Origin of the sequence: Streptomyces sp. NBC_01478, assembly GCF_036227225.1 — a bacterium.
Lineage (GTDB): Bacteria > Actinomycetota > Actinomycetes > Streptomycetales > Streptomycetaceae > Streptomyces.
Map to the genome: position 1 here is coordinate 2,580,625 of NZ_CP109444.1, position 26,633 is coordinate 2,607,257.

The following is a 26,633-nucleotide window of genomic DNA, read 5'->3' on the forward strand; positions in this document are numbered from 1 at the left end:
CGTACGGTCCTGACAAAGCGCCGCTGTCCGCATGCCGGACAGCGGCGGACGGCTGTCAGCGGCGCTCGGAGATCTCCACTCCCCCGTCGCTGACCAGCGCGGACAGGGCTGACAGGTTGCTCACAACAAAGTCCGCGTCGAGCTCGTGTGCCTCGTGTGTTGTGGCCAATGCCACGGTGATCATTCCGGCCGCGCGGCCCGCCTGGAGTCCCGCCGGGGCGTCCTCGAAGACGACGCAGTCGGCCGGGTCGACGCCGAGTTGGCGGGCGGCGAGGAGGTAGGGCTCGGGGTCGGGCTTGCCGCGTGTGACGTCCTCGGCGACGACGAGGGTCTTGGGGAGGATGCCGGCGTGCGCGAGCCGGGCCTCGGCGAGCCGACGAGTGGCGGAGGTGACGACGGCCCAGCGGTCGGCCGGCAGCGAGTCGAGGAAGTCCCGGGTGCCGGGCAGCAGGACGGCACCGCCGTTGGGCACGTCCTCCACCTCCAGCGCCTCGATCCGCGCGACCGCCATAGGCACGACATCGGCGGGCAGCAGGTCGGCGGCTATCTCCACGGCGGTCCGCCCGTGCAGCTCGACCCGCGCGAAGTCCTCGGCGGTGATCCCGAACTCCTCCGCCCACCGGGTCCAGCACCGGCGCACGGACTCGAGGGAGGAGACGAGCGTGCCGTCGTTGTCGAACAGGAGGGCTTGAGCGTGGATCTTCATGCACTCGACCCTACGGTCACCGGTCTTATGGCCCGTAATAGGGTCACTGCATGCTTGATGCCCTGACACTGACGATCGGTGTCGCCGCGCTGCTGCTCGCCGCCTGGACCGGGTGGGCCGCCTACCGCGACCAGTCGACGAAGGACTGGCACTTCATCGGAATGGCCGTCGTCACCCTGCTGGCCACCGTCCAACTGGTGGTCGGGATCGTGCAGTTGGCGCGCGGCGAGAAGGCGGAGCAGGGCACGACGATCTTCGTCGCGTATCTGCTGGGCGCGTTCGCGACCGTCCCGGCGGCGGGCCTCATGTCACTGACGGAGCGCACCCGCTGGGGTTCGGTCACGGTCGCGGCCGGCGGCGTGGTCCTCGCCGTGCTCGAAGTGCGGCTCTACGACATTTGGGGAAGCTGAGATGACCACCGTGGAAGACAAGCCGAAGCGGCTCATCAGCGGGCCCGGCATCCTGCTCGTCTGGTTCTACGGCGTGATGGTCGTCGGCGCGGTCTCGCGCTCCGTCTACCAGATCGCCACCGAGTTCGACCGGGCCCCGCTCGCCTACTCCCTGTCGGCCGTGGCGGGTGTGGTGTACGGGTTCATCACGTACTCCCTGATCCGCGGCGGCGAGAAGGCCCGCAGGGCGGCACAGGTGTGCTGCGCCGCCGAACTCGCGGGTGTCCTCGTCGTGGGCACGCTGACCGTGATCGACAGTTCGGCCTTCCCGGACGCGACGGTCTGGTCGTACTACGGCGCGGGGTACATCTTCATCCCCGTGCTGCTGCCGCTGTCCGCGCTCTACTGGCTGCGGAAGAACCGCACCGCCGACACCACCGACACGGTCACGCCGTAGCGACGTACGCCTCTACCGGCTTCTCCAGGACGATCATCGGTACGCCGTCGTCGCCCTGGGAGGTGCCCACGGTCTCGTAGCCGACGCGGCGGTACAGGCGGAGGTTGCCCTCGCTGCGGTGGCCGGTGTGGAGGCGGAACTTCTTGGCGCCGCGTTCCTCGGCCAGAGCCGATTCCGCCGCGCGAAGAAGGCGGGCGCCGATGCCGTGGCCCTGGAGGCGCGGGTGGACGCAGAGTTTGCCGATGGCCGCCGCGCCGTCCTCCGTCACCGTGCCGCGGACCGAGCCGACCACTTCCTCGCCCAGCCGGGCGACGAACACGCAGTCGGCGCCGACCTCGTCCCGGACCGAGTCGAGGCTCTGGACGAGCGGATCGATGCGGTAGTTGCCGTACAGCGCCGCCTCACTCTGGAAGCACAGGTACTGCAGCCTGAAGATCTGCTCTGAGTCCTGCTCGGTCGCCACCGAGATGGTCACGCTCATGCCCATGTGCGCACGCCTCCCGCTCACCTGATCGCCATGTGGTTCCTCACTCCTATCCCCGTGCTTCGTGAGCCGCAACCTCCGGCGTCAGCAATCGCCGAAGACATCCCAGACATCTGGAACGTTCCGGGCCGAGACTGCCCTGTGAGATACCCAACTCCCCCGCGATCTCGCGGTAGGTGAGGTCCTTGGGCGACAGCAGCGCCTCCATCAGCCGCGGGCAACGGCCCGGCAGCCGGCGCACCGCGTCATGGAGCGCGCGATGCCTCGCCGCCGTGAGCGCGGCCTGCTCGGGGCCGCGCTCGCCGTCGTCGGCCGGATCGTCGTCGTACGACTGCTCGAGGCGTGCGGTACGGCGGGTGCGCTGGGCCTCCGAGCGGACCGCGCGGCGCAGCCAGCGCTGGGGGTCGACCGGCGGGCCGGAGGCGTCGAGGCGCTCCAGGAGGCGGAGCCAGACGGCCTGTTCGAGATCGCCCGGCTCGGCCCCGGAGGCATATGCCTCGGCCGAGGCCTCGGCGGCGAGCAGCGGGCGCAAGGTGGCGACGAGCTGGTGTGTCATATGCGGCACGACGCGGCCGCCCCGGCGCGAGGTTGCCGGGGCGGCCGTCTGTCACTCCAACGGGGCGCGGGGCTCAGCCGTTGACGAAGTCCGCGCGGGCGAGCAGACCGGTGTCGGCGTTGTCCGTGAAGACACCGTCGATGCCCGTGGCGAAGTAGCGCTTGAAGGCGCCGAACGCGTCGCCGTAGGCGTCCACGGCGGTGCCCTTGCGGTACTCCAGCGGCAGGAAGGGGTTCTCGTTGCGCATGGTGTAGGGGTGCAGGATCAGGCCGGCCTTGTGCGCGTCGGCGACCAGGGTGGTCTCCTTGTTCAGGCTGCCGTCGGCGTTCTTCGTGATGATCAGGTCGAGCGTCGGGCCCAGGCCCTGCGCGTACGTCGCGATCTCGGCGAGGCCTTGGGGTTTGACCAGGTCGTCGACCGTGCGCGGGTCGCCCTGGTCGATGAAGTCGAAGGGCCGGGTGCCCGTACCGGACAGCAGCACGACCAGGTTGTTGCGGACGAGCTTGCTGATCTTCTGGATGCTGGTCGGCTCGAAGGACTGGATGAGGACCGGCGAGGTCCGCTTGTCCTTGCCGTGCTTGCGCAGGGCCGTCGAGAGCAGCTTCTCCATCTCGAACCCGCGCTTGCGGAAGTAGGTGGGGTGCTTCATCTCGGGGTAGATCCAGACCTGCTTGCCGCGCTTGCGGGTCTGCTCGTCCTGCCACTTGAGGACCTCTTCGAAGGTGGGGATCTCCCAGCGGCCGTTGTAGAGCATGTTGTGCGGGCGGTTGGCCGGAATGCGCTCGATCGCGCGCAGGGTCTTCAGCTCGGCGAGCGTGAAGTCCTCGGTGAACCAGCCGGTCGTGGAGACACCGTCGAGCAGCTTGGTGGTCTTGCGGCTCGCGAACTCGGGGTGGTCGGCGACGTTGGTCGTGCCGCCGATCTCCGGCTCGTGCCGGCAGACCAGGTGACCGTCCTTGGTGGGGACGAGGTCACCGGCCTCGACGATGTCGGCACCCAGGTCCAGGGCCAGGTTGTACGAGCCGAAGGTGTGCTCCGGACGGTAGCCGCTGGTGCCGCGGTGGCCGACGATCGTCGGCTTGGGCAGGTCCTTCAGACCGCCGCTCCCGTGGCGGGCCGTCGTGGCCTCGGCGGCTCTCGCCGACCCGGCGGGCCCCAGTGCGGCCACTCCCGCGCCGAGCACGGCGGCGCCCAGCAGCGCCCGTCGTCCAGTGCCGTTGGTTCGCTCGTTCGGCCCCTGCGTTCCCTGCGTGTCCATGAAACCTCCTGCGCGTCGCCCCGTCGGTGCGCGCCGATCGTAGGTGCGCGTACATGACGAACGGGAGACCTCGGCCGGAACACGACGGTGACGCTGGATGTCGTACGGACGGACAGGTTTGACACGCCATCAGCAAGGTACGCGAGATGTGTCACAACATGGCGGCCCGGTTACGGGACGACTCCGGAGCGACACCGCAGGTAAACGTGCGTCAACACTGCGTAAGACCTCGGTGAACCCGATGTGCAATAGGCACGGGACCGCGAGTATCGTCCTCACCTGCACAGTTTTATATCGACCCCTTGACACCGGAGGGCCCGTTGTCCCGCTTCGTGCTCATCAAGGCAGTGCTCGGACCGATCATGCGCCTGATGTTCCGCACACGGGTGGAGGGCGCGGAACACATCCCCGGTGACGGACCGGTGATCCTGGCCGGCAACCACCTCACGTTCATCGACTCGATGATCCTTCCGCTGGTCTGCAACCGGCAGGTGCTCTTCATCGGCAAGGACGAGTACGTCACCGGCAAGGGGTTCAAGGGCCGCCTCATGGCCTGGTTCTTCACCGGCGTCGGCATGATCCCGGTCGACCGGGACGGCGCGAACGGCGGCGTCGCCGCGCTGATGACCGGCCGCCGCATCCTGGAGGAGGGCAAGGTCTTCGGCATCTACCCCGAGGGCACGCGGTCCCCCGACGGGCGGCTGTACCGGGGGCGCACGGGTATCGCCCGGCTCACCATGATGACCGGGGCGCCGGTCGTTCCGTTCGCGATGATCGGCACGGACAAGCTGCAGCCGGGGGGTGCGGGGATTCCGCGGCCCGGACGTGTAACCGTTCGCTTCGGTGAGGCGATGGAGTTTTCACGGTATGAGGGGATGGACCGGGACCGGTATGTGCTGCGGGCTGTGACCGACTCCGTGATGACCGAGGTCATGCGGTTGTCGGGGCAGGAGTACGTGGATATGTACGCGACGAAGGCGAAGGCCGCCTGACCTGACTCCAACTCCCCTGGGCCGTGCGCACCTTGGTGGTGCGGGCGGCCTTTTTGGGTTTTGGGCGGATGCGGGGGGATGCCGTGGCGGTGCAAGAGCTGGATCTTGATGAGTTGGTGCGGGCGTCTTTGGTGGCTATCCGTTGGGAGGGGGACGGTCTGCCCAGGGGCAGCGGATTCTTCGTGGCGCCCGGCCTCGTACTGACAGCCAGCCACGTGATCCCGGCTCCCTCCGAGGGGTCCGCCGAGATCCGTTTCCCCGGCGGTGTCTCACGCGCGGAGGTCGTGTGGTCGCTCCCGCTCGACGTGGGGAGCGGTCTCGACATGGCCCTCGTTCGGCTCACCGAACCCCTGGAACACGCATGCGTGCGCCTCTCCGACCGTCGACTGGAGCCCGGCGACCGCTTGTGGGCCTATGGCTTCGTCGCGGGAAAGAGTCCCCACTCGACGGAAATATGGAACAGCACATTCAACTACCAGGGTCGTCAAGGCCTGTCGTGGCGCCTGGCGGGCGACCGCCTCCCCAGGGGAATGAGTGGCGGGCCCGTCGTCGATCCCGTGGGTGCCGGAGCGTGCGCCATTGTGACCGGCATGAGGCGGGGCGAGTCGGACGGGCTCGCCATCCCCTTGTCCGCCCTCCAGGAAACAAGAGATCCCGCAGACGCCGAACGCCTACGCGAGTTGTGGACCCTGCACGACGAATACCACCTACGCCGCCAACGCGGCCCCGCCGCCCCGTCATACGCCGAACTACGGCGTGCGCGGACCTGGGCCCCCGCCCCCGACGGCACCCGCTCCCTCGCCGGTCTCGGCAGTGACCGCCCCAGCGTCGTCGATCTCCTCGGCAACGAGGGTCACGTAGACATGCTCGCCACCCTCTCCGTGGCGCTCGACACCGACCCCCCGCTCGCCATCGCCCTGTTGGGCGAGTGGGGCGTCGGCAAGTCGAGCACGATGGACCAGATGCATGCGCAGGTCGCCGGTCTCACCGAACGCGCCCGCAGGCAGCCGGAGTTGAGATCGGCGTTCGCGGTGAATGTCCGTCAGGTGCGGTTCAACGCCTGGCACTACGCCGAGGAGCATCTGTGGACGGGGCTGGTCGACCACCTGTTCAGGGAGCTGGCCCGTGACCCCGCAGCGGAGGAACTGCCGGGCGCCGAGGCCGAGTTGCCCAGAGATCGGCGCAAGCGGCTGAAGTCGGCGCTCGACCGGGCCACGGCCGAGGCCGACCGGCTCCGTGCGGTCAAGGATCTCGCGGAACAGGACGCCCCCACAGGCCGGTTGAGCGGACTCGGCTCGCCCCGGCGGATCCTGCGGGTGCTGCGCGCCGAGGCGGTGACGGTGGCGAAGTCCCTGTGGACCAACAGGGGGATCCTGGCCGCACGGGTCGCCGTCCTCGCCGTATCCCTGGCGCTGTGGCAGTGGGCGGGGAACCGGCTGTCGGCTCTACTGCCCCTCGCCCTGGGGCTGGGCGCGTCGGTGAAACCCCTGTGGCAGCGGGCAGTCGGGCTGCACAAGAAGGTGCGCGCGGTCGGTCAGGGCGCGGACGAGCGGCTCGACAAGGATCTGCGTGAGGCCGGTGAACAGGTTGCCGCGCTGACGGATCAACTCGTGCAGGTGGACGCGGCGTTCAGGTTCTCGGCGCTGTTGAAGGAGCGTGCGGACCACGGCGCCGCGTATGTGCCGTACCGCAGTCTGCTCAGTCAGGTCCGCCGCGATCTGGAGCAGATGCAGAAGGATCTCGGCGAGGCGCACCAGGAGTTCCGGCAGCGGGTGGGCGACCTCTCGGCGTCCGCCGCGATCCCGCCGTTGCAGCGGATCATCCTCTACATCGACGACCTGGACCGCTGTCCGCCGGAGCGGGTGGTCGAGGTGCTGGCCGCGGTGCATCTCATGCTCGCCCTCGAACTGTTCGTCGTGGTCGTCGCGGTGGACGCCCGCTGGCTGCTCTCGGCGCTGAAGACGCACTACCGGGAGCTGTTCGGCCCGCCGATCCCGGCGCCGGACGGAGTCGGCCCGGCGATGGACAGTGTCGGACCGCCGCTGGACTACCTCGACAAGATCTTCCAGATTCCGTTCGTGGTGTCCCGGCCCTCGCCCGGTGCCACCTCGCGCTATCTGCGTTCGCTCCTCGGCCCGCCGTGGCGCGGGGAGGGCGCGGACGTGACCGCCCACGCGGAGACCGCCGAGGGCACCGGTACCGCGAGCGGTGCGGACGGGGTGGCCTCGGGTACCCGGCGGCCGTCCGTCGCCGTGCCCGAGGTGCGGGATCTGCGGCCGGACACACTCCAACTGCGCGCGGACGAGATCGCGTTCATGGCGTCGCTCGCCTCCCTGGTGCCCACACCGCGAGCGGCGAAGAAGCTGGTCAACCTCTACCGGCTCACCCGGATCGGTGTCTCCGCCGCGGACGTCGACGCCTTCCTCGACGGGGACTTCAAGGCCGTCCAGCTTCTGTTGGCCGTGGTGGTCGGCTTCCCCGGGGCGGCACGGACGGTCCTCACGGCGCTCACCGAGGCCCCGCCCGAGCAGGACGTCCGAGAAGTGCTGCGCACGGCCGCCGAGAACGCGCCGGAACCCGACGTCAAGCAGAGCTGTCTGGGCATCGTGGCCGGATTCGACGAGCTCGCGCGCCGCGAGACCCCGCCGCCGACGGCGGAACTCTACGCACGCTGGTGCCCCGTGATCGCCCGCTTCAGCTTCCACACGGGCGACTGGATCAACCGCTGACGTCCTCCAGCCGCTGCCCCCGGAGCATGAACCATGCCGCAACCGCCGTTGCCAGCAGGACCGTTGCGCCGACCGCCGACGCGACGCTCAGACCGCTGACGAAGGCCTCTCGCGCCGAGGCCAGCATGTCCTGGGCCGCCTGCGACGGCATAGTGCCCGCCGCTTCCACCGCGCCGCCCAGTGACTCGTGCGCCCCGCTCGGGGTGCCCGCCGGAGCCGCGAAGCCCCGGTAGACGCCCGTCACGATGGAGCCGAGTACGGCGATCCCGAGGGCCGCGCCGAGTTCGTACGCCGTCTCCGAGACCGCCGATGCCCCGCCCGCCTGTTCCTTCGGTACGGAGGAGAGGATGACGTCGGCTGTCACCGTGAAGGAGAAGCCCGCGCCGATGCCGACCACCAGGAGCGCGGCACCGAGGATCGGGTAGCCGGTCGACTGGCCGAGGGTCGTCAGTACGGCGAGGGCCAGGCCGACCGCCGCGAGGCCGCCCGCCACCACCGCGCGGACCGAGAAACGGCGGGCCGTCCTTCCCGCTATCAGCCCGGCCGCCACCGCGCCCACGGCGGCGGGGATTTCGGCCAGGCCCGCCTCGAACGGGCCCCTGCCCTGGACGAGTTGCAGGTACTGGGAGAGGAAGAACACCAGGCCGGACAGGCCGAGGATGGTCAGCAGGTCGGCGAGGACTGCCGCGCTGAAGCCGCGGTCGCGGAACAGGCGCATGTCCAACAGGGGTGCAGGGAGCGTGAGTTGGCGACGGACGAACCAGTACAGGGCCGCCGCGCCCAGCACGCCCACCGCGAGTGAAGGCAGCTCGAAGCCGTGGGTCGCGGCCTCCTTGACGGCGTAGACGACACCGATCACACCCACCAGGGACAGCGCGACGCTGATCATGTCCCACGGCCCGGGGTCGGGGTTCTTCGACTCCGGGAGCATCTTGATGCCGACCAGGACGAGGACCGCCATCACGGGCAGGTTGATGAGGAAGACCGAGCCCCACCAGAAGTGTTCGAGGAGGAAGCCGCCCGCGACCGGGCCGACCGCCGTGCCGGCGGAGGCTGTCGCACCCCAGATGCCTACGGCGAGGCTGCGTTCGCGCGGGTCGTGGAAGAGGTTGCGGATCAGGGCGAGGGTGGCGGGCATCAGGGTCGCGCCCGCGACACCGAGGAGCGCCCGCGCCAGGATCATCAACTCCGGTGTCGTGGCATAGGCGTTGAGGATCGAGATCGCGCCGAAGGCGGTCGCTCCGATCAGCAGGATGCGCTTACGGCCGATGCGGTCACCGAGGCTGCCCATCGACACGAGCAGGCCCGCGATGACGAAGGAGTAGACGTCGCCGATCCAGAGGAGCTGGGTGCCGGACGGCTTCAAGTCCTCGCTGATGTACGGGGTTGCCAGACCGAGGACCGTCGCGTCCACGGCCACCAGCAGCACGGCGAGCACGAGCACGGAGAGCGCGAGCCAACGGCCCGGGCGCTTCTCCGTCTCCGTCGCGATCACCGGCTGCAGGGTGCTGGTCATGATTCCTCTCTCCGTGTTTCGTGCCTTGGTGATGTGTCGCTTCGTGGTTCGTCTTTTCGCAGTGCTCCGCCCAGCAGCAGCTCGACGATCATGTGCGTGAAGTCGTTGGCGGCGACCCTGCCCTCCTGGACCGCCCAGGCGCCGGAGGCCAGCAGGCCGTACAGGGCCTCGGTGAGCCAGGCCGGGGTGAGGTCGATGCGGAACTCGCCGCCGGACTGGCCGCGTCGGAAGAGGTCCGCGATCCGCTGGTCGATCCTGTTCCAGCCCGCGTTCTGCTGCTCGCCCTCGAAGAGCTGGTTCTCGCTGTAGAGGAAGGCGAGCAGTCCGGCCGCGGGCTCGATCGCCCGCACCAGCCGCCGTACGGCGTCGGCGGCCGGACCCTCGTCCAGCCTGGCCGCCTCCAGCGCGGACTCGCACTCGGCGATGCCCAGCGCCTCCAGCGCGCGGACCAGCGCGTCGCGCCCGGCGAACTGACGGTGCAGGGTGGCCCGGCTGATTCCGGCCGCCTTGGCGACCTCGTCCATGGTGGACGTGGATTTCCGGGTGAGCAGGGCGGCTGCGCTGCGGAGCACGTGGTCACGGTCGACGGCCATGAGACAACGGTAACCCATGTGAGACACATTTGTCTCACCACGGGCATGCGTGACTCATGGCTCGGGTCGGATCAGGTGATCGTCAGTGCCAGGGCAGTGCGCCCCGCCGCTCCCAGTACGTGTGCGGCTCCTCGGCCAGCGCGTCGAGACGGGCGAGCTGGTTCTCGTCCAGGTCCGCGACCGCCGCGTGCAGGTTGGAGACGAGCTGTCCCACGGTCGCCGCGCCGGAGAGGACCACGCCTGCCCACGGGCGGCGCAGGATCAGGGCCAGGGCGATCGCGTCCGTACCGAGCGACGTTTCCTCGGCTACGGCCTTCAGGGCGTCCGGTGCGTACGGCTCCGCCAGCCGGCCGTTGGCCATGCCCTCCTTGACGATCACCGTGAGTCCGGCGTCGTGGGCCTCGGCGAGGGCCGGTCCTGCGGAGGTCTCCAGGGCGTTGTACGTCGACTGGACGGTACGGAAGAGGGGCTCGCCGTCCACTGTCACGGTGAGCGCGGCCCTGATCGCGTCGGCCTGTGCGGGGCCGCTGGTGGAGAAGCCGACGGTCACGCCCGTCGCCGCCAACTCGGCCAGTTTCGCGTGGAGTTCCTTGTCGGTGAGGGCCGGGCTTTCGGGGGTCACCGAGTGGATCTGGTAGAGGTCGAGCCTGTCGCCGAGCAGTTCGGCGGTTTCGCGGCGCTGGCGGTCGTAGGTCTGGGCGCTGTGGTCCTTGACCTCGTGCTTCTCGGCGTCGGTGGTCCAGTCGGCGGTGTAGGTGTAGCCCCACTTGCTGCCGATGACCACGTCGTCGATACCGGTGCGGGTGGTGAGCCAGTCGGCGAGGAACTCCTCCGAGCGGCCGTAGGAGCGGGCTGCGTCGAAGTAGCGGACGCCTTGTGCGTAGGCGGCGTCGAGGAGTTCGTGGGTGCGGGTGCGGAGCGTTTCTACGGTGCGGGTCTCTCCGAGGTCTTTTTCTCGGCCGAGGTTGATGTAGCCGGGGCGGCCCACTGCGGCGAGGCCGAGTCCGAGGTGGCTGGTGGGGGTTGTTGCTGTTGCCAGTCGGGCGAAGGGCATCGCGGGCTCCGTTGGTCGACTGTGGTGCGGCTCTCGACCAACGTAACCCGCGATGACCATCGCTTCAGAGCTCGGGTTCTTGCGGTTGTCTGGCGGGTGCGGGTGCGGGTGCGTTGTGGTTGCTCGCGCCCGCGCGGCGGAGCCGCACATCGATACAGCCCCGCGCCCCTAAAAGCTCTTAGCGCTTCGCCGTTGACCAGGCGTGCTGTACCGCCAAGTCCCGCTTTACCTCTGCCAGTTGGATTGCCACCGCACTGGGGGCCGTGCCGCCTCGGCCGTTGCGGGAGGCGAGGGCGCCGGGGACGTTGAGGACCGAGCGGACCTCAGGGGTGAGGTGGGCGGAGATCTTCGCGAACTGTTCGTCGGTGAGGCCGTCCAGTTCGATGCCCTCCGCTTCCGCCACCTTCACGCACTCGCCGGCGACCTCGTGGGCCACCCGGAAGGGGACGCCCTGCTTGACCAGCCACTCGGCGATGTCGGTGGCGAGGGAGAAGCCGGCCGGGGCCAGTTCCTCCATGCGGTCACGGTGGATCGTCAGGGTGGCCATCATGCCGGTGAACGCCGGGAGCAGGACCTCGAGTTGGTCGATGGAGTCGAAGACCGGCTCCTTGTCCTCCTGGAGGTCGCGGTTGTAGGCGAGGGGGAGCGCCTTGAGCGTGGCCATCAGGCCGGTCAGGTTGCCGATCAGGCGGCCCGACTTGCCGCGCGCCAGCTCCGCGATGTCCGGGTTCTTCTTCTGCGGCATGATCGACGAGCCCGTGGAGAAGGCGTCGTGCAGGGTGACGAAGGAGAACTCCTTCGTGTTCCAGATGATGACCTCCTCGGCGATCCGGGAGAGGTTCACCCCGATCATCGCCGTGATGAAGGCGAACTCGGCGACGAAGTCACGCGAGGCCGTGCCGTCGATCGAGTTCGCGACGGAGCCGTGCTCGAAGCCGAGGTCCTTGGCCACCGCCTCCGGGTCCAGGCCGAGGGAGGAACCGGCCAGCGCGCCCGAGCCGTACGGCGAGACGGCCGTCCGCTCGTCCCACTGGCGCAAGCGTTCCGCGTCCCGGGACAGGGACTGGACGTGCGCGAGGACGTGGTGGGCGAAGAGGACCGGCTGGGCGTGCTGGAGGTGGGTGCGGCCGGGCATCGCCACGTCCGGGTGGGCCTCGGCGAGGCCGACCAGCGCGTCCTGGAGGTCGGCGATCAGGCCGCCGATAGAACGGGCGTGGTCGCGCAGGCACATGCGGAACAGCGTCGCGACCTGGTCGTTGCGGGAACGGCCGGCCCGCAGCTTGCCGCCGAGGTCGGGGCCGAGGATGGTCAGCAGGCCGCGCTCCAGGGCCGTATGGACGTCCTCGTCGGCGATCGTGCCCACGAAGGAGCCGTCGGCGACGTCCGCTTCGAGCTGGTCCAGGCCCGCGAGCATGCGGGTGAGCTCGTCGTCGTCGAGGAGGTTCGCCTTGTGCAGCACGCGCGCGTGGGCGCGGGAACCGGCGATGTCGTAGGGCGCGAGCCGCCAGTCGAAGTGGACGGACGCGGACAGCTTCGCCAGGGCCTCGGCGGGACCGTCGGCGAAACGACCGCCCCAGAGCCGTACGTCACCGCTGTTGCTGCTCACTTGCGCTGCTCCTCAAAGGCCGTGGATGGGCGTCGTCGTGCTGTGGTGCCCCTGCATTGTCGTGCATTGCCTCGCCTGCATGATTATGCAGAGCTCTGCATGATTCGTCAATTTGAAAAGACCTTGAACATCAGCAACCGCTTTCCCGTACCTCTCGCCGAACGCAGGCGCCGCGTTTCCCCCCACGAGTCACCCCCAGTTCACCCCTGACCCGAGTGAGGCATTCGCATGTCCAGGGCTCTCCCCAAGTACAACAAGCGTCGCGTCGTGTTCATCGGCGGTGCCGCCGCCGTGGCGCTCACCGGTGCTGTCATCGCCGGTACCGCTCTTGCCGGGACGCCGGACAAGAGCAGCACCGCGCAGAGCGCCCGGACGTTGTCCGACCCCGGGACGATCTCCTGCCCGGACGTGAAGTCGCAGCTCCCGGCCGTCCCCGCTTCCGCGCAGGCCGAGGTCGACCGCAACCTCGCCCTCCTCGACACCCAGATCGCCGAGGCCAACAAGCGACTCGTCGACACCGTCGGACAGGGCGGCGCCAACTTCGTCCAGAACGCCATCCTCGGCCCGCTGAAGGACAAGCGCGTCTCCACCATCGACCGCATCGCCATCTCCATCGGCCGCCAAGGTACGAAGCCCACCGGTCTCGACTCCCTGGCCACCTGCGCCCTCAACGCGGCCGGCGCGACGGGTTCCACCGGTGCGACGGACGACACCGCGACCGCGGCCCCGAGCGCCACGGCTGCCGCCACGGAGGCGGCCGGGGGCACGGAGGACACCGGTGACGCGTCGAGTGCGGTCGGGACGATCTCCTGCCCGGACGTGAAGTCGCAGCTCCCGGCCGTCCCCGCTTCCGCGCAGGCCGAGGTCGACCGCAACCTCGCCCTCCTCGACACCCAGATCGCCGAAGCCAACAAGCGACTCGTCGACACCGTCGGACAGGGCGGCGCCAACTTCGTCCAGAACGCCATCCTCGGCCCGCTGAAGGACAAGCGCGTCTCCACCATCGACCGCATCGCCATCTCCATCGGGCGACAGGGCACCAAGCCCACCGGTCTCGACTCCCTGGCCGCCTGCACGCTCACCAAGTGACGTGACAGGCAGCCGTGGCCGCCCCGATGAACGCCGGCCGGGGCGGCCACGGTGATGTCCGGAGCGGGGCGTTGCCTGTTCGGCCCATATGAGGTGCCGTCAGCGTGTGCGCGCTCTAGCGTCTGAGCCATGCGTCCCGGTGCCCTCGCCCTTGTGTCCGCGTCCCTTCTTCTGCTGCTCGGTGCGGGAGCGGTGCCCTCGCTCGCCGTGGAGTCTCCGTCGCCCTCGTCACCCTCGTCGCTCGCGGATACCGGGGGTGGCGGTCAGTTGATCCTCGCCGAGGCACCACGGGCCAACTCCACGACGGGGACGCTCAGTTGGTGGGAGCGGCGATGGGACGGGAAGTGGGGGAAGGTCGGTTCCGCCGCGGCTCGGTTCGGGGCGAAGGGGCTCGTCGAAGGGCGGGCTCGTAAGCAGGGGTCCAACACGACTCCCACCGGGTTGTACGACCTGCCGTATGCCTTCGGGATCAAAGCCGCGCCGAGTGGGACTCGCGTCAAGTACCGGCGGGTGAACGCGAGTTCTTGGTGGTGTGAGGACACTCGGTCTCGGGTCTACAACCGGTGGAGTGAGCCACTGGCTCGTGATTGTCGGGCGTCCGAGTCCGAGCGGTTGGTCTCTTATACGGCTCAGTATGCGTACGGGGTCGTCATTGGGTTCAACTACGCCAAGCCGGTGAAGGGGCGGGGGGCCGGGATCTTTTTGCATGTCAACGGGCGGGGGGCCACTGCCGGTTGTGTGTCTGTGCCGGTGGATGCGATGCGTCAGATTTTGCGGTGGGTTGATCCTGGGCGGGCGCCGCATATTGCTATCGGGACGGTGAGTGGGGTTACGTCGATCACTCGGTACTGATTCGCCGCGCCCACGCGGCGGAGCCGCACATCGATACAGCCCCGCGCACCTAAGCAGCTCCCCTAGAGGGGAGTTGGACCGTGAACGTCGTTGAGCCCGGGCTGCTGTCCAAGTGCACGCTCCCCCCGTGCGCCTCCGTCACCGCCGCCACGATCGACAGGCCCAGGCCCGCTCCCCCGCCGGCCCCTCCCCCGCCCTCCGTCCGGCGGCGGTCCGCCCGGGTGAAGCGTTCGAAGACGCCGGGCTGAACCTCCGCCGGGACGCCCGGGCCGTCGTCGTGGACCACCAGGGAAGTCGCCTCGGCGCCCGCCTCCACCGACACCGTCACCTTCGTGCCGACAGGTGTGTGCAGACGTGCGTTGGCCAACAGGTTGGCCAGCACCTGTTGGAGGCGGTGGGCGTCGCCGGTGACCGTGACCGGTTCCTCGGGGAGTTGGAGGGCCCAGCGGTGGTCGGGGCCGGCGGCGCGGGCGTCGGCGACGGCGTCGAGGACCAGGCGGGTCAGGTCGACGGGGCTGCGTTCCAGGGGGCGGCCCGCGTCGAGGCGGGCGAGGAGGAGCATCTCGTCGACCATCACGCCCATCCGCGCGGACTCGGCCTCGATGCGTTCCAGTGCCCGGGTCACCTTGGGCGGGACGGGGTCCGGGTGGAGGAGGGCCAGTTCGGCGTGGCCCCGGATCGACGCGACCGGGGTCCGTAGTTCGTGGCTGGCGTCGGCCGCGAAGCTCCGCAGTCGTTCCTCGCTGGCGTGCCGGTGGGTGAGCGCGTCCTCGACATGGCCGAGCATGCGGTTGAAGGCACCGGCGACCCGGCCCACCTCGCTGCGCGGGTCGGACTCGGGTGCCCGGGGCGGCAGCGTCACCTCACCGCTGGCCAGCGGGAGTTCGCTGACCCGGGTGGCCGTGTCGGCGACCCGGCTGAGCGGCCGCAGCGACCAGCGCACCCAAAGCGCGCCCGCGAACCCGGTGATCAGGAGGGCGGCGCCGAAGACGATCGCGGCGACCGCCTCCAGCCGGTGGACGGCGGCCTCCACCGACTCCAGCGGGAGGCCGGTGATCATCACGTCGCCGTCCCGGCCATCGGCGGCGAGGACGCGGTACCTGCCGAGGGAGGAGAGGTGGATGGTGTGGGACCTGCCGTCGACCGGGACCGCGGCGAGTTCCCGCCGGTCCCGCGCGGTCAGGGCGACCTTCAGGTCCGTCGTGGCGTCGTCCTTGTCGGCGGGCACGACCGCCGCGTTGGTGACGGTGCCGTCGACCAGGCGGGCGCCGAACGTGCCCGGTGCCTGCCTGCGGGTGTCGCCGCGTTCCCGGTCGTCGGCGTCGTGGTCGGTCAGCGTCTGGCCCTTGTGCTCCAGGCTGGCCGGGAACTGGGTCCCGACCTCGGTCAGCTGCTGGTCCAGGCGACCGGTGAGGAAGCCGTCCAGCTCGATGACCGCGGCGACCCCGACGGCCGCGCAGCTCACCGCGAGCAGCACCACCAGGCCCGCCGTGAGGCGCGCCCGCAGGGTGTGCGGCCGGGGCATTCGCCCCAGCTTGCGCCCGACGGCTCGCAGTCCCCGGCCCATCACACGACCGGCTTGAGCACGTACCCGGACCCGCGCACGGTGTGGATCATGGGCGCGCGGCCCGCGTCCACCTTCTTGCGCAGATACGAGATGTACAGCTCGACGACATGGGCCTGGCCGCCGAAGTCGTAGGACCAGACGCGGTCGAGGATCTGGGCCTTGCTGAGGACGCGGCGCGGGTTGCGCATCAGGAAGCGGAGCAGTTCGAACTCGGTCGGTGACAGCTCGACGAGGTCGCCCGCGCGGGTGACCTCGCGGGCCTCCTCGTCCATGACCAGGTCCCCGACGGTCATCCGGGGACCCTCCTCCTGCTGGCGGGCCATGCCCGCGCGGCGCAGCAGTCCGCGCAGCCGGGCGACGACCTCCTCCAGGCTGAAGGGTTTCGTGACGTAGTCGTCGCCGCCCGCGGTGATGCCGGCGATACGGTCCTCGACCGTGTCCCGGGCGGTGAGGAAGAGCACGCAGACGTCGGGCTTCACCTCGTGCAGGGAGCGCAGTACGGCGTAGCCGTCGGTGTCCGGGAGCATCACGTCCAGGACGACGGCGTCCGGCCGCAGTTCCCGCGCGCCGACGAGCGCGGTGGCTCCGTCGCCGGCCGTGCGGACCTCCCAGCCCTCGTAGCGCAGGGCGCCGGAGAGCACCTCGGCCAGGTCGGGATCGTCGTCCACGACGAGGACGCGCACCGGGGTGCCGTCGGGGCGGGTGAGGGCCGGTCGGCCGGAGCGATTCGTGTTCATGGCACTTACCAGCATCACCCCTCACGGCGCCCCCGGCCGCCGTGAGGGCCTCTGAGTTTCCTCTGAGAAAGCTGAGAAAGGCGCCCGCTCAGAGATCCCTCAGAGGTTCGGCCCGCACAGTTGTGTGCAGGACGGGTGAAAGGACACACACATGACCACCGTGTACGAACGGCGGACGGCACCGCCTGTGGCGCCGGCTCCCCGGCGTTCGCCGGCGGGCGCGGTGCTCGGGCTGATCTGGGCCGGAGCGGCGGCCTCGGTCGCCCTCTGGTGGGCGGACACCGGCTCGGTCGTCGGGGCCGCGGGCTGGCTGACCGGGGTCGGGCGGATCGCCGGGCTGCTGTGCGGGTACGCCTGCGCGGTGCTCGTGGGACTGATGGCGCGGGTGCCGCTGCTGGAGCGGCGGGTCGGCTCGGACCGGGTGGCCCGCTGGCACGCGATGGCCGGCCGCTACACGATCTGCCTGCTGGTCGTGCACGTCGTGTTCATCCTGCTCGGCTACGCGGCCCAGGACCGTGCCTCGATCGTGCACGAGACGGTCACGGTGGTCCTGGACTACCCGGACATGCTGAAGGCGACGTTCGGCGCGGTCATCCTGTTCGCGGTCGGCATCACCTCGGCCCGCGCCGCGCGCCGCAGGCTCAGCTACGAGTTCTGGTACTACGTACATCTCCTCACGTACGTCGCCGTGTTCCTCACCTTCTTCCACCAACTGAGCCTGGGCAACGAGTTCAACGGCCACGCCGGAGCCACGGCCGCCTGGTACGGCCTGTACCTCGGTGTGGCGGCCCTCGTCCTCTGGTACCGGATCCTCGCCCCGGTGCGGCTCAACCTGCGGCACCGGCTGCGGGTGGAGTCGGTGCACCGGGAGGCGCCGGGTGTGTACTCCGTCGTCGTACGAGGGCGGCGAGTCGACGAACTCGGCGCGGAGGCGGGGCAGTTCTTCCGCTGGCGGTTCTTCGGCGAGGGCATGGGCTGGACGTCGACGCCGTACTCGCTGTCGGCGCCGCCCCGCCGGGACCTGCTGCGGATCACCGTCAAGGCGCTCGGCGACCACAGTGCCGCCATAGCCCTGCTGCGGCCGGGTGCCCGGGTGTGGGCGGAGGGGCCGTACGGCGCGATGACCGCCGACCGGCGCACCACGCACAAGTCGCTGCTGATCGCGGCCGGCGTCGGCATCACCCCGCTGCGGGCGCTGTTCGAGACGCTGCCCGGTGACGTGACGCTGCTGTACCGGGCGCGTACGGCTCAAGACCTGGCGCTGGGCGCCGAGTTGGAGGCGATCGCGCAGTGGCGCGGGGCGAAGGTGCTGTACGCGCTCAACGGGCCGCAGGGACAACGCCCGTTGCTGACCGCCACGTCCCTGCGCGAGGCCGTGCCCGATCTCGCCGGGCACGACGTGTACATCTGCGGTCCGCACGCCTTCGCCCAGGAGTTGTACGGGGCGCTGTCCGCCGCCGGTGTGCCGGACCGCCGTATCCACCACGAGTCGTTCGAGCTGTGAGGCTGTCGTGCATCCGTTGAAGAAGAACCGTCCGCTGCGCCGGATCGTGCTGGCGAGCGCGGTCACCGCGTCCGGTCTGGTGATGCTGCTGGCCCTGAAGCCGCACACGGCGCCCGAGATCGCGGCGGCGCCCGCGCCGGCCGCGTCCAGCTCTTCCGGCGCCAGCTCCGGTACGGGTTCGAGCGGTTCGACCGCGACCGGCACCAAGACCGTCACCGGCGAGACCGCGCAGACCCGCTGGGGTCCCGTACAGGTCAAGATCACGGTGAAGAACGGCAAGATCACCGATGTCACCGCGGTCCAGTACCCCTCGGACAATCCGCGCGACCAGGAGATCAACTCCTATGCCCTGCCCGAGTTGAAGAGCGAGGCGCTGGCCGCGCAGAGCGCGAGCATCGACACGGTGTCGGGAGCCACCTACACAAGTGACGGTTACCGCCAGTCACTCCAGTCCGCACTGGACTCCGCGGGCCTCTGAACGCACAGCCTCCACGGCACGTACTTCAGGGCCAAGGGACCACGCCACCCCCCCTTGTGCCCCGTCCACGGAGGAACCGTGACCACCACGCTCGCAGGCGGACGTGCCGCCCGCCGACAGACGATGCGCCGCATCCGCCCGCGCCGCTCCCCAGCGACCCTGCTGCTGCTCGCCGTCTGGGCGGGCGCGGTCGGGGTGCTGTGGATGTGGTGGCACAACACGCCGTCCATCGCCGACCAGAACGGCAAGATCCTCAACGCGGGCCGTATCACCGGCCTGTTGGCGGGTTATCTGATGGCACTCGTCGTGCTCCAGATGGCCCGCGTGCCCGCCCTGGAGCGCCGGGTCGGCTCCGACCGGGTCGCCCGCTGGCACGCGATGAGCGGCCGGTACACGCTCTGCCTGGTCTTCGCGCACGTCTTCCTGATCATGTGGGGCTACGCCCTCCAGGCGGGCAAGACGCTCGGCGACATCGTCCAGCAGACCATCGACTCGGTGAACCAACTGCCCGACATGGGCAAGGCCGCCATCGGCACCGGCCTGTTCCTCCTGATCGGCCTCTCGTCGATCGGCGCCGTCCGCCGCAGGCTGCCGTACGACTTGTGGTACCACGTGCACCTGCTGACGTACGCGGCGGTGTTCTTCACCTTCTGGCACCAGATCACCACCGGCAACGACTTCGCGCTGACGCCGATCGCCAAGACCGTCTGGTACGGGCTGTACGGCACGGTGACCGCGCTGGTGGTCTGGTACCGGATCCTCACCCCGATCCGCCTCAACATGCGGCACCGGATGCGGGTCGAGGCGGTCATCGAGGAGACGCCCGGCATCGTGTCGGTGCTGATCGGCGGGCGCAAGCTGCACCGGATGGGCGCGGAGGCCGGGCAGTTCTTCCGGTGGCGGTTCCTCGCACCGGGGATGCGGTTCAGCTCGCACCCGTACTCGCTGTCGGCGGCGCCCCGCCCGAACATGCTGCGGATCACGGTCAAGGCGATCGGCGACCACAGCGCCCGGCTGCGCGAACTGCGGCCCGGCACCAGGGTGTGGGCCGAGGGCCCCTACGGCGCGCTGACCTCGCAGCGGCGCACCCGCGGCAAGGTGCTGCTGGTCGCGGGCGGCGTCGGCATCACGCCGATGCGGGCGCTGTTCGAGACGCTGCCCGGTGCGGCCGGTGACATCACGCTGCTCTACCGGGCCAACACCACTCAGGACCTCGCGCTGTGGGACGAGTTGGCGAAGATCGCCGACGAGCGCGGCGCCCGGCTGATGTACGCGGTCAACAGCCCCGACGGGGAGCGCCCCGACATCTCGGCGGACTCCCTGCGCCGCAAGCTGCCCGACATCGACAACCACGACGTCTTCATGTGCGGGCCGCCCGGCTTCGCGCAGTCGGTCTACGAAGCACTGCGCGGCGCGGGGGTCCCCGCCCGCCGTATCCATCACGAGTCGTTCGAGATGTGAGCGACGGGAGTCAGGAGCAATGAAGAAGAGCCACCCCATCCGGCGTGTTCTGCTCGCGAGCGCCGCCACCGTGTCCGGGATCGTTCTGCTGCTCTCCCTGAAGCCGGCGACCGACTCCTCCTCGGCGTCCGCGCAGGGAGCGGCCCAGGGGGCCGCCGCCGCGCAGGAGTCGCCCCAGGGCGGTGCCGCGGCGGCCGGGACCTCGACGGTCACGGGCGCCGTCGCCCAGACCCAGTACGGGGTCGTCCAGGTACGGCTGACGGTCGCCAACGGCAAGATCACCAAGGCCGAGGCCGTCCAGGCGCCCAAGGGCGGCACCAGCGACCAGAAGACCGCGCTGTCCGTGCCCAAGCTCAACCAGGAGGTCGTCGCCACGCAGAGCGCGGACATCACGTCCGTGTCCGGGGCGACGTACACCAGCGGCGGGTACAAGCAGTCGTTGCAGTCGGCCATCGACAAGATGAAGGCCGCCGGCGCCAACACGGCCGCCCCGTCCCAGAGTTCGGCCGCCGGGTCGGGCCAGGCCGCGCAGGCCAAGACCGTCACCGGTGACGTCGTGACGACCGAGTACGGGCCGGTCCAGGTCCGGATCACGGTCGCGGGCGGCAAGATCACCAAGGCCGATGCCGTGCAGGCCCCGAGCGGCGGGACCAGCGACCAGAAGACGGCGCTGGCGATCCCCAAGCTCAACCAGGAGGCCGTCGCGGCGGGCAGCGCGAACATCGACTCCGTGTCGGGTGCGTCGTACACGAGCGGCGGTTACAAGAAGTCCCTGCAGTCGGCGCTGGACAAGGCCGGTGGCTGACACGGTGACCGATCCCGCGGAGGCTCCCGCCGTGTTGCGGCACGCCGAGGAGGTCATGGGGACGGTGTTCTCCTTCGACATCCGCGGCGGGGAGCCGGAGGCCGTCCGGACCGCGCTGGACCAGGCGGTCGCCCAACTGCACCGCGTCAACGAGGTGTTCAGCACCTACCGCGACGACAGCCAGGTCTCCCGGCTGGCCCGCGGCGAGCTGACCGTGGCCGAGTGCGACGCCGAGGTCGCCGAGGTGCTGGAGCTGGGCGCCGAGGCGGAGCGGGTGAGCGCCGGCTGGTTCAGCACGACGTACGAGGGACGGCTCGACCCGACCGGCATCGTGAAGGGCTGGGCCGCCGAGCGGGCGGCCGAGCTGATCACGGCGGCGGCCGGGGTGAGCGGGGTCAGCGTGAACGGCGGCGGTGACGTCCAGATGTTCGGCACCCCGGGAGCCCACCGGCCCTGGCGGGTCGGCGTGTCCGATCCGCTCCGCCCGGGCGGTCTCGCGGCCGTGATCTCCGCGGCGGGCGCCGACGAACTGGCCGTGGCCACCTCCGGTACGGCCGAGCGCGGGGCGCACATCGTGGACCCCTCCACCGGCAAGTCCGCGGTGACCGACCTGGTCGCCGTCACCGTCGTGGCCCCCCGGCTGACCTGGGCCGACTGCTGGGCCACGGCCGCGTTCGCGATGGGTTCGCGGGAGGGCCTGGCCTGGCTGGAATCGCTCCCGGACGTGGAAGCCCTGCTCATCACGGCAGGCGACGAGGTCCGCTGCACGGGCGGACTGGCGTCCCGCCTGGGCTAGGGAACCCCCATGCGAGTCGGGGGCGCACCGGAGTGGTCCTCCGGTGCGCCCCCGACTCGTGGTTCTACGGTCGTACGGGTACGTCAGTGGTCGTTCTGCGCCAGCCGCAGCAGATGGTCCGCGAGGGCCTGTCCACCGAGCGGGTCCCGGCTGATCAGCAGGAGCGTGTCGTCGCCGGCGATGGTGCCGAGGATGTCCTGGAGTTCCGCCTGGTCGATCGCCGAGGCGAGGAACTGGGCGGCGCCCGGCGGGGTGCGCAGGACCACGAGGTTGGCGGAGGCCTCGGCGGAGATCAGCAGCTCGGAGGAGAGCCGCCGCATCCGCTCCTCCTTCGCCGACTCCCCCAGCGGCACGCGCGGGGTGCGAAAGCCGCCCTCGCTCGGGACCGCGTAGATGAGGTCGCCGTCGTTGTTGCGGATCTTCACCGCGTTCAGCTCGTCCAGGTCCCGGGAGAGCGTCGCCTGGGTGACGCTCAGCCCGTCGTCGGCCAGCAGCTTCGCCAACTGGCTCTGGGAACGCACCGGTTGCCGGTTGAGGATGTCCACGATCCGCCGGTGGCGGGCGGTGCGGGTCTGCGGCACGGCCGGCCCCGCCGACTGTTCGTGCTCCTGCGCCTGACTCATCGTCGACTCATTCTCCGGATCATCCGTCCCCCTTGGCCACGTCCAGGACACCGGGCAGCGCCCGGAGGAACGCGTCCGTGTCGTCGTCGCCGAGGTTCAGCGGCGGCATCAGCCGTACGACATCGGGAGCGGGCGCGTTGACCAGGAAACCGGCGTCCTGAGCCGCCTGTTGCGCCTGGGGCGCGAGCGGCTCGGTGAGCACGATACCCAGGAGGAGGCCCGCACCCCGGACATAATCGATCAGCGGGTGGCCCAGCGACTCGATCCCGTCGCGCAACTTCTCGCTCTGCCGCTTGACGTTCTCCAGCAACCCCTCGTTCGCGATGGTGTCGAGGACGGCGAGTCCGGCGGCGCAGGCGACGGGGTTGCCGCCGAACGTCGTGCCGTGCTGGCCGGGCTGGAGCAGGTCGGCCGCGCGTCCGAAGGCGACGGTGGCGCCGAGCGGCAGTCCGCCGCCGAGTCCCTTCGCGAGGGTCACGACATCGGGGAGCACGCCTTCGTGGGCCTGGTACTCGAACCAGTGCCCGGTACGGCCGACTCCGGTCTGCACCTCGTCCAGGACCAGCAGCGCGCCGTGCGCGGCGGTGATCGCGCGGGCCGCCTTCAGATAACCGGCGGGCGGTACGACGACCCCGTTCTCGCCCTGGATCGGCTCGATGATGACGAGCGCGGTGTCGTCGGTGACGGCGGCCGCGAGGGCCTGCGCGTCGCCGTACGGGACGTGCGTGACATCGCCGGGCAGCGGCAGGAACGGCTCCTGCTTGGCGGGCTGGCCGGTGAGGGCGAGGGAGCCCATCGTCCGGCCGTGGAAGCCGCCTTGGGTGGCGACCATGTGCTGACGGCCCGTCAACCGGCCGATCTTGAAGGCGCCTTCGTTGGCCTCGGCGCCGGAGTTGCAGAAGAAGACCTTGCCGTCCCGGCCGAAGCGCTCAAGCAGCCGCTCGGCGAGGGCGACGGGCGGTTCGGCGATGAACAGGTTGGAGACATGGCCGAGTTCGGCGATCTGCTTGCTGACGGCCTCGACGATCGCCGGGTGGGCGTGCCCGAGCGCGTTGACCGCGATACCGCCGACGAAGTCGGTGTACTCGTTGCCCTCGGCGTCCCAGAGCTTGGCGCCCGCGCCGCGGACGAGGGGGAGCTTCGGGGTGCCGTAGTTGTTCATGAGCGATCCCTGCCAGCGCTGGGTCAGCTCCGCATTCGTCACGGTCCCGGTCATACGGCATCCCCCTGCTTCTTGCCGGCCTTCTTGGCGGACTTCTTCTTGGCGGGCTTCGGGTCGGGCAGCTCGTCCGGCACGACCATCGTGCCGATGCCCTCGTCGGTGAAGATCTCCAGCAGGATCGAGTGCTGGACCCGGCCGTCGATGACGCGGGCGGTGGTCACGCCGTTGCGCACGGCGTGCAGACAGCCCTCCATCTTCGGCACCATCCCGGAGCTCAACTCCGGGAGCAGCTTCTCCAGTTGGGAGGCGGTGAGGCGGCTGATCACCTCGTCGCTGTTGGGCCAGTCCTCGTAGAGACCCTCGACGTCCGTGAGGACCATGAGGGTTTCGGCCCCCAGCGCAGCAGCGAGTGCCGCAGCCGCCGTATCGGCATTGACGTTGTAGACATGTCCGTCGTCCTCGCTCCTCGCGATCGACGAGACGACCGGGATACGGCCGTCGGCGAGCAGTGCCTCGATCGCGCCGGTGTCGATCGCGGTGATCTCGCCCACCCGCCCGATGTCGACCAACTCCCCGTCGATCTCGGGCAGATGCTTGGTGGCGGTGATGGTGTGCGCGTCCTCGCCGGTCAACCCGACGGCGAGCGGCCCGTGTTGGTTGAGCAGCCCGACCAACTCGCGCTGCACCTGCCCCGCGAGCACCATCCGTACGACGTCCATGGCGTCCTCGGTGGTGACGCGCAGGCCGGCCTTGAACTCGCTGACGATGCCGTGCCGGTCGAGGGCGGCGCTGATCTGCGGGCCGCCGCCGTGCACGACGACGGGCTTGAGGCCCGCGTGGTGCAGGAACACGACGTCCTGCGCGAACGCGGCCTTCAGGTCCTCGTCGATCATGGCGTTGCCGCCGAACTTGATGACGACGGTCCTGCCGTTGTGCCGGGTCAGCCAGGGCAGCGCCTCGATGAGGATCTGTGCCTTGGGCAGCGCGGTGTGCTTGCGGGTAGTGCTCATGAGGAGTACGCGCTGTTCTCGTGGACGTAGTCGGCGGTGAGGTCGTTGGTCCAGATGGTGGCCGTCTCGGTGCCGGCGGCCAGGTCGGCGACGATGTGCACCTCGCGGTAGCGCATGTCGACCTTGTCGCGGTCCTCGCCGACTCCGCCGTTCTTGCACACCCAGACGCCGTTGATCGCCACATTGAGCTGGTCCGGCTCGAAGGCGGCCTTCGTCGTGCCGATCGCGGACAACACCCGTCCCCAGTTGGGGTCTTCGCCGTGGATCGCGCACTTGAGGAGGTTGTTGCGGGCGATGGACCGGCCCACCTCCACGGCGTCGTCCTCGCTCGCGGCGTTGACGACCTCGACCTTGATGTCCTTGCTGGCACCCTCGGCGTCGCGGATGAGCTGCTGGCCGAGGTCGTCACAGACGGCGCGGACGGCTTCGGCGAACTCGGCGTGTTCCGGGGTGACTTGGGAGGCGCCGGAGGCGAGCAGCAGCACGGTGTCGTTGGTGGACATGCAGCCGTCGGAGTCGACCCGGTCGAAGGTGGTGCGGGTGGCGGCCCGAAGTGCCGTGTCCAGTACGTCACTTTCGACGTCGGCGTCGGTGGTGAGGACGACAAGCATGGTGGCGAGGCCGGGGGCGAGCATGCCTGCGCCCTTGGCCATGCCGCCGACGGTCCAGCCGGCCTTGGTGGTCACGACGGCGGTCTTGTGCACGGAGTCCGTGGTCTTGATGGCGATGGCGGCCTTCTCGCCGCCGTGCGCGGAGAGTTGACCGGCGGCGGCCTCGACTCCCGGGAGCAGCTTGTCCATCGGGAGCAGCAGTCCGATGAGCCCGGTGGAGGCGACGGCGACCTCGGCCGCGTTCAGACCGAGCGTGTCCGCGACCTTCTCGGCGGTGGCGTGCGTGTCCTGGAAGCCCTTCGGCCCCGTACAGGCGTTGGCGCCACCGGAGTTGAGGATCACGGCGGAGACCTGGCCGCCCTTGAGCACCTGCTCGGACCACAGCACCGGCGCGGCTTTGACGCGGTTGGAGGTGAAGACGCCCGCGGCGGCGAGGCGGGGCCCGTTGTTGACCACGAGGGCCAGGTCCGGGTTGCCGTTCTCCTTGATCCCGGCGGCGATGCCCGCGGCCGTGAATCCCTGTGCTGCCGTCACACTCACGGCGCGACTCCGATCGTAGAAAGCCCGGTGGTCTCGTCGAGCCCGAGGGCGAGGTTCATGCTCTGGACGGCACCGCCCGCGGTGCCCTTGGTCAGGTTGTCGATGGCGCTGATCGCGATGATGCGGCCCGCGGCCTCGTCGTACGCGACCTGCACCTGAACGGCGTTGGAACCGTAGACGGACGCCGTCGCCGGCCACTGCCCCTCGGGGAGGAGGTACACGAACGGCTCGTCGGCGAAGGCCTTCTCGTAGGCGGCGCGCACGGACTCGCCCGTCACGCCCCGCTTGGCCTTGGCGCTGCACGTGGCGAGGATGCCGCGGGGCATCGGCGCGAGGGTGGGCGTGAAGGAGACGGTGACGGTCTCGCCGGCCGCCTCACCCAGGTTCTGGATGATCTCGGGGGTGTGCCGGTGGCCGCCGCCGACGCCGTACGGCGACATGGAGCCCATGACCTCGGAGCCCAGGAGGTGGGCCTTGGGCGCCTTGCCGGCACCCGAGGTCCCGGACGCGGCGACGATCACGGCCTCGTTCTCGGCGAGCCCGGCGGCGTACGCCGGGAAGAGCGCGAGCGAGGCGGCCGTCGGATAGCAACCGGGCACCGCGATGCGCTTGGACCCCTCCAACGCGGCGCGGGCACCCGGCAGTTCGGGAAGGCCGTAGGGCCAGGTGCCGGCGTGTGCGGAGCCGTAGAACTTCTCCCAGTCGGCCGCGTCCTTCAGCCGGAAGTCGGCGCCCATGTCGACGACGAGGACGTCCGGGCCGAGTTGCTCGGCGACGGCGGCGGACTGGCCGTGCGGCAGCGCGAGGAAGACGACGTCGTGTCCGGCGAGGACTTCCGGGGTAGTTTCCTGGAGGACTCGACCGGCGAGCGGCAGCAGATGCGGTTGCAGCGCGCCGAGTTTCTGCCCGGCGTTCGAGTTGCCGGTCAGCGCACCGATCTCGACCTCGGGGTGGGCCAGGAGCAGACGCAGGAGTTCTCCACCCGCGTATCCACTCGCTCCGGCCACTGCCGCACGTACCGCCATGGAACCCTCCTCATCGATGGCATGACTATACGT

The 26,633-nt window shown here is 70.1% G+C and carries 26 protein-coding genes; 11 read left to right on the forward strand and 15 right to left on the reverse strand.

What is annotated here, in order from left to right; all coding sequences use genetic code 11:
- Positions 1–55: 55 nt before the first annotated feature.
- Positions 56–706: an HAD family hydrolase gene (locus OG223_RS11570; protein WP_329246150.1), complete on the reverse strand. Its 651-nt coding sequence runs from the start codon at positions 704–706 to the stop codon at positions 56–58.
- A gap of 50 nt (positions 707–756) precedes the next feature.
- On the opposite strand from OG223_RS11570, the gene OG223_RS11575 reads away from it, so the two are divergent.
- A complete protein-coding gene (locus tag OG223_RS11575) occupies positions 757–1,116 on the forward strand; it encodes a hypothetical protein (RefSeq protein WP_329246153.1) in 360 nt (119 codons plus the stop codon).
- A 1-nt stretch (position 1,117) separates the two neighbouring features.
- The gene (locus tag OG223_RS11580) at positions 1,118–1,552 is read left to right on the forward strand and encodes a hypothetical protein (RefSeq protein ID WP_329246156.1); all 435 of its coding nucleotides are present in this window, start codon (positions 1,118–1,120) and stop codon (positions 1,550–1,552) included.
- Here the strand turns inward: OG223_RS11580 and OG223_RS11585 are convergent.
- The 3 genes from OG223_RS11585 to OG223_RS11595 form a co-directional block, all read right to left on the reverse strand.
- Positions 1,542–2,039 (reverse strand): GNAT family N-acetyltransferase, encoded by a 498-nt coding sequence (locus OG223_RS11585; protein ID WP_329246158.1) that lies wholly within the window; start codon positions 2,037–2,039, stop codon positions 1,542–1,544. The genes OG223_RS11580 and OG223_RS11585 overlap by 11 nt on opposite strands.
- Before the next feature lie 46 nt (positions 2,040–2,085).
- Positions 2,086–2,592: a sigma-70 family RNA polymerase sigma factor gene (locus OG223_RS11590; RefSeq protein WP_329246161.1), complete on the reverse strand. Its 507-nt coding sequence runs from the start codon at positions 2,590–2,592 to the stop codon at positions 2,086–2,088.
- 73 nt (positions 2,593–2,665) lie between these two features.
- The gene (locus OG223_RS11595; protein ID WP_329246163.1) at positions 2,666–3,850 is read right to left on the reverse strand and encodes a glycerophosphodiester phosphodiesterase; all 1,185 of its coding nucleotides are present in this window, start codon (positions 3,848–3,850) and stop codon (positions 2,666–2,668) included.
- A gap of 320 nt (positions 3,851–4,170) precedes the next feature.
- On the opposite strand from OG223_RS11595, the gene OG223_RS11600 reads away from it, so the two are divergent.
- The gene (locus tag OG223_RS11600; protein ID WP_329246165.1) at positions 4,171–4,842 is read left to right on the forward strand and encodes a lysophospholipid acyltransferase family protein; all 672 of its coding nucleotides are present in this window, start codon (positions 4,171–4,173) and stop codon (positions 4,840–4,842) included.
- A 131-nt stretch (positions 4,843–4,973) separates the two neighbouring features.
- Positions 4,974–7,571: a P-loop NTPase fold protein gene (locus tag OG223_RS11605; protein WP_329246168.1), complete on the forward strand. Its 2,598-nt coding sequence runs from the start codon at positions 4,974–4,976 to the stop codon at positions 7,569–7,571.
- On the opposite strand, the gene OG223_RS11610 is transcribed toward OG223_RS11605, so the two are convergent.
- The 4 genes from OG223_RS11610 to argH all read right to left on the reverse strand — a co-directional run bounded on the left by OG223_RS11610 (position 7,561) and on the right by argH (position 12,340).
- The gene (locus tag OG223_RS11610; protein ID WP_329246171.1) at positions 7,561–9,087 is read right to left on the reverse strand and encodes an MFS transporter; all 1,527 of its coding nucleotides are present in this window, start codon (positions 9,085–9,087) and stop codon (positions 7,561–7,563) included. The genes OG223_RS11605 and OG223_RS11610 overlap by 11 nt on opposite strands.
- Complete coding sequence (locus OG223_RS11615) at positions 9,084–9,680, reverse strand: TetR/AcrR family transcriptional regulator (RefSeq protein ID WP_329246174.1); 597 nt, start codon at positions 9,678–9,680, stop codon at positions 9,084–9,086. The genes OG223_RS11610 and OG223_RS11615 overlap by 4 nt, the downstream gene beginning before the upstream one ends.
- Positions 9,681–9,762: 82 nt before the next feature.
- Positions 9,763–10,734, reverse strand: coding sequence for an aldo/keto reductase (locus OG223_RS11620; protein WP_329246177.1), 972 nt, complete (start codon positions 10,732–10,734; stop codon positions 9,763–9,765).
- Positions 10,735–10,912: 178 nt separating this feature from the next.
- Entirely contained in the window at positions 10,913–12,340 is a 1,428-nt protein-coding gene (gene argH, locus OG223_RS11625) for an argininosuccinate lyase (RefSeq protein WP_329246179.1), read from the reverse strand.
- A 228-nt stretch (positions 12,341–12,568) separates the two neighbouring features.
- On the opposite strand from argH, the gene OG223_RS11630 reads away from it, so the two are divergent.
- Positions 12,569–13,429, forward strand: coding sequence for a hypothetical protein (locus OG223_RS11630; RefSeq protein WP_329246182.1), 861 nt, complete (start codon positions 12,569–12,571; stop codon positions 13,427–13,429).
- Between the two features lie 129 nt (positions 13,430–13,558).
- Complete coding sequence (locus OG223_RS11635; RefSeq protein ID WP_329246185.1) at positions 13,559–14,281, forward strand: L,D-transpeptidase family protein; 723 nt, start codon at positions 13,559–13,561, stop codon at positions 14,279–14,281.
- Between the two features lie 49 nt (positions 14,282–14,330).
- Here the strand turns inward: OG223_RS11635 and OG223_RS11640 are convergent, their stop codons facing one another.
- Positions 14,331–15,848, reverse strand: coding sequence for a sensor histidine kinase (locus tag OG223_RS11640; RefSeq protein ID WP_329246188.1), 1,518 nt, complete (start codon positions 15,846–15,848; stop codon positions 14,331–14,333).
- A complete protein-coding gene (locus OG223_RS11645; protein WP_329246190.1) occupies positions 15,848–16,585 on the reverse strand; it encodes a response regulator transcription factor in 738 nt (245 codons plus the stop codon). Before OG223_RS11645 ends, OG223_RS11640 begins: the two co-directional genes overlap by 1 nt.
- 151 nt (positions 16,586–16,736) lie before the next feature.
- On the opposite strand from OG223_RS11645, the gene OG223_RS11650 reads away from it, so the two are divergent.
- From OG223_RS11650 to OG223_RS11670, 5 genes are all read left to right on the forward strand, one after another.
- Positions 16,737–18,089: a ferredoxin reductase family protein gene (locus OG223_RS11650; protein WP_329246192.1), complete on the forward strand. Its 1,353-nt coding sequence runs from the start codon at positions 16,737–16,739 to the stop codon at positions 18,087–18,089.
- 7 nt (positions 18,090–18,096) lie between these two features.
- Positions 18,097–18,567, forward strand: coding sequence for an FMN-binding protein (locus OG223_RS11655; protein WP_329246195.1), 471 nt, complete (start codon positions 18,097–18,099; stop codon positions 18,565–18,567).
- Between the two features lie 78 nt (positions 18,568–18,645).
- Positions 18,646–20,028 (forward strand): ferredoxin reductase family protein, encoded by a 1,383-nt coding sequence (locus OG223_RS11660; protein ID WP_329246198.1) that lies wholly within the window; start codon positions 18,646–18,648, stop codon positions 20,026–20,028.
- A 19-nt stretch (positions 20,029–20,047) separates the two neighbouring features.
- Complete coding sequence (locus tag OG223_RS11665; protein ID WP_329246200.1) at positions 20,048–20,833, forward strand: FMN-binding protein; 786 nt, start codon at positions 20,048–20,050, stop codon at positions 20,831–20,833.
- Positions 20,826–21,629 carry an FAD:protein FMN transferase gene (locus OG223_RS11670; protein ID WP_329246203.1) on the forward strand — a complete coding sequence of 268 codons (804 nt, stop codon included), beginning with the start codon at positions 20,826–20,828 and terminating at the stop codon, positions 21,627–21,629. The genes OG223_RS11665 and OG223_RS11670 overlap by 8 nt, the downstream gene beginning before the upstream one ends.
- An 83-nt stretch (positions 21,630–21,712) precedes the next feature.
- On the opposite strand, the gene OG223_RS11675 is transcribed toward OG223_RS11670, so the two are convergent.
- From OG223_RS11675 to argC, 5 genes are read right to left on the reverse strand one after another with little or no spacing between them, the layout of a single operon-like run.
- Positions 21,713–22,252 carry an arginine repressor gene (locus OG223_RS11675; protein WP_200684196.1) on the reverse strand — a complete coding sequence of 180 codons (540 nt, stop codon included), beginning with the start codon at positions 22,250–22,252 and terminating at the stop codon, positions 21,713–21,715.
- Positions 22,253–22,271: 19 nt separating this feature from the next.
- Positions 22,272–23,468: an acetylornithine transaminase gene (locus OG223_RS11680; RefSeq protein WP_329246208.1), complete on the reverse strand. Its 1,197-nt coding sequence runs from the start codon at positions 23,466–23,468 to the stop codon at positions 22,272–22,274.
- Positions 23,465–24,424: an acetylglutamate kinase gene (gene argB / locus OG223_RS11685; RefSeq protein WP_329246210.1), complete on the reverse strand. Its 960-nt coding sequence runs from the start codon at positions 24,422–24,424 to the stop codon at positions 23,465–23,467. Before argB ends, OG223_RS11680 begins: the two co-directional genes overlap by 4 nt.
- Entirely contained in the window at positions 24,421–25,575 is a 1,155-nt protein-coding gene (gene argJ, locus OG223_RS11690) for a bifunctional glutamate N-acetyltransferase/amino-acid acetyltransferase ArgJ (protein WP_329246213.1), read from the reverse strand. Before argJ ends, argB begins: the two co-directional genes overlap by 4 nt.
- Positions 25,572–26,600: an N-acetyl-gamma-glutamyl-phosphate reductase gene (gene argC, locus OG223_RS11695; RefSeq protein ID WP_329246216.1), complete on the reverse strand. Its 1,029-nt coding sequence runs from the start codon at positions 26,598–26,600 to the stop codon at positions 25,572–25,574. Before argC ends, argJ begins: the two co-directional genes overlap by 4 nt.
- Between the last annotated feature and the right edge of the window lie 33 nt (positions 26,601–26,633).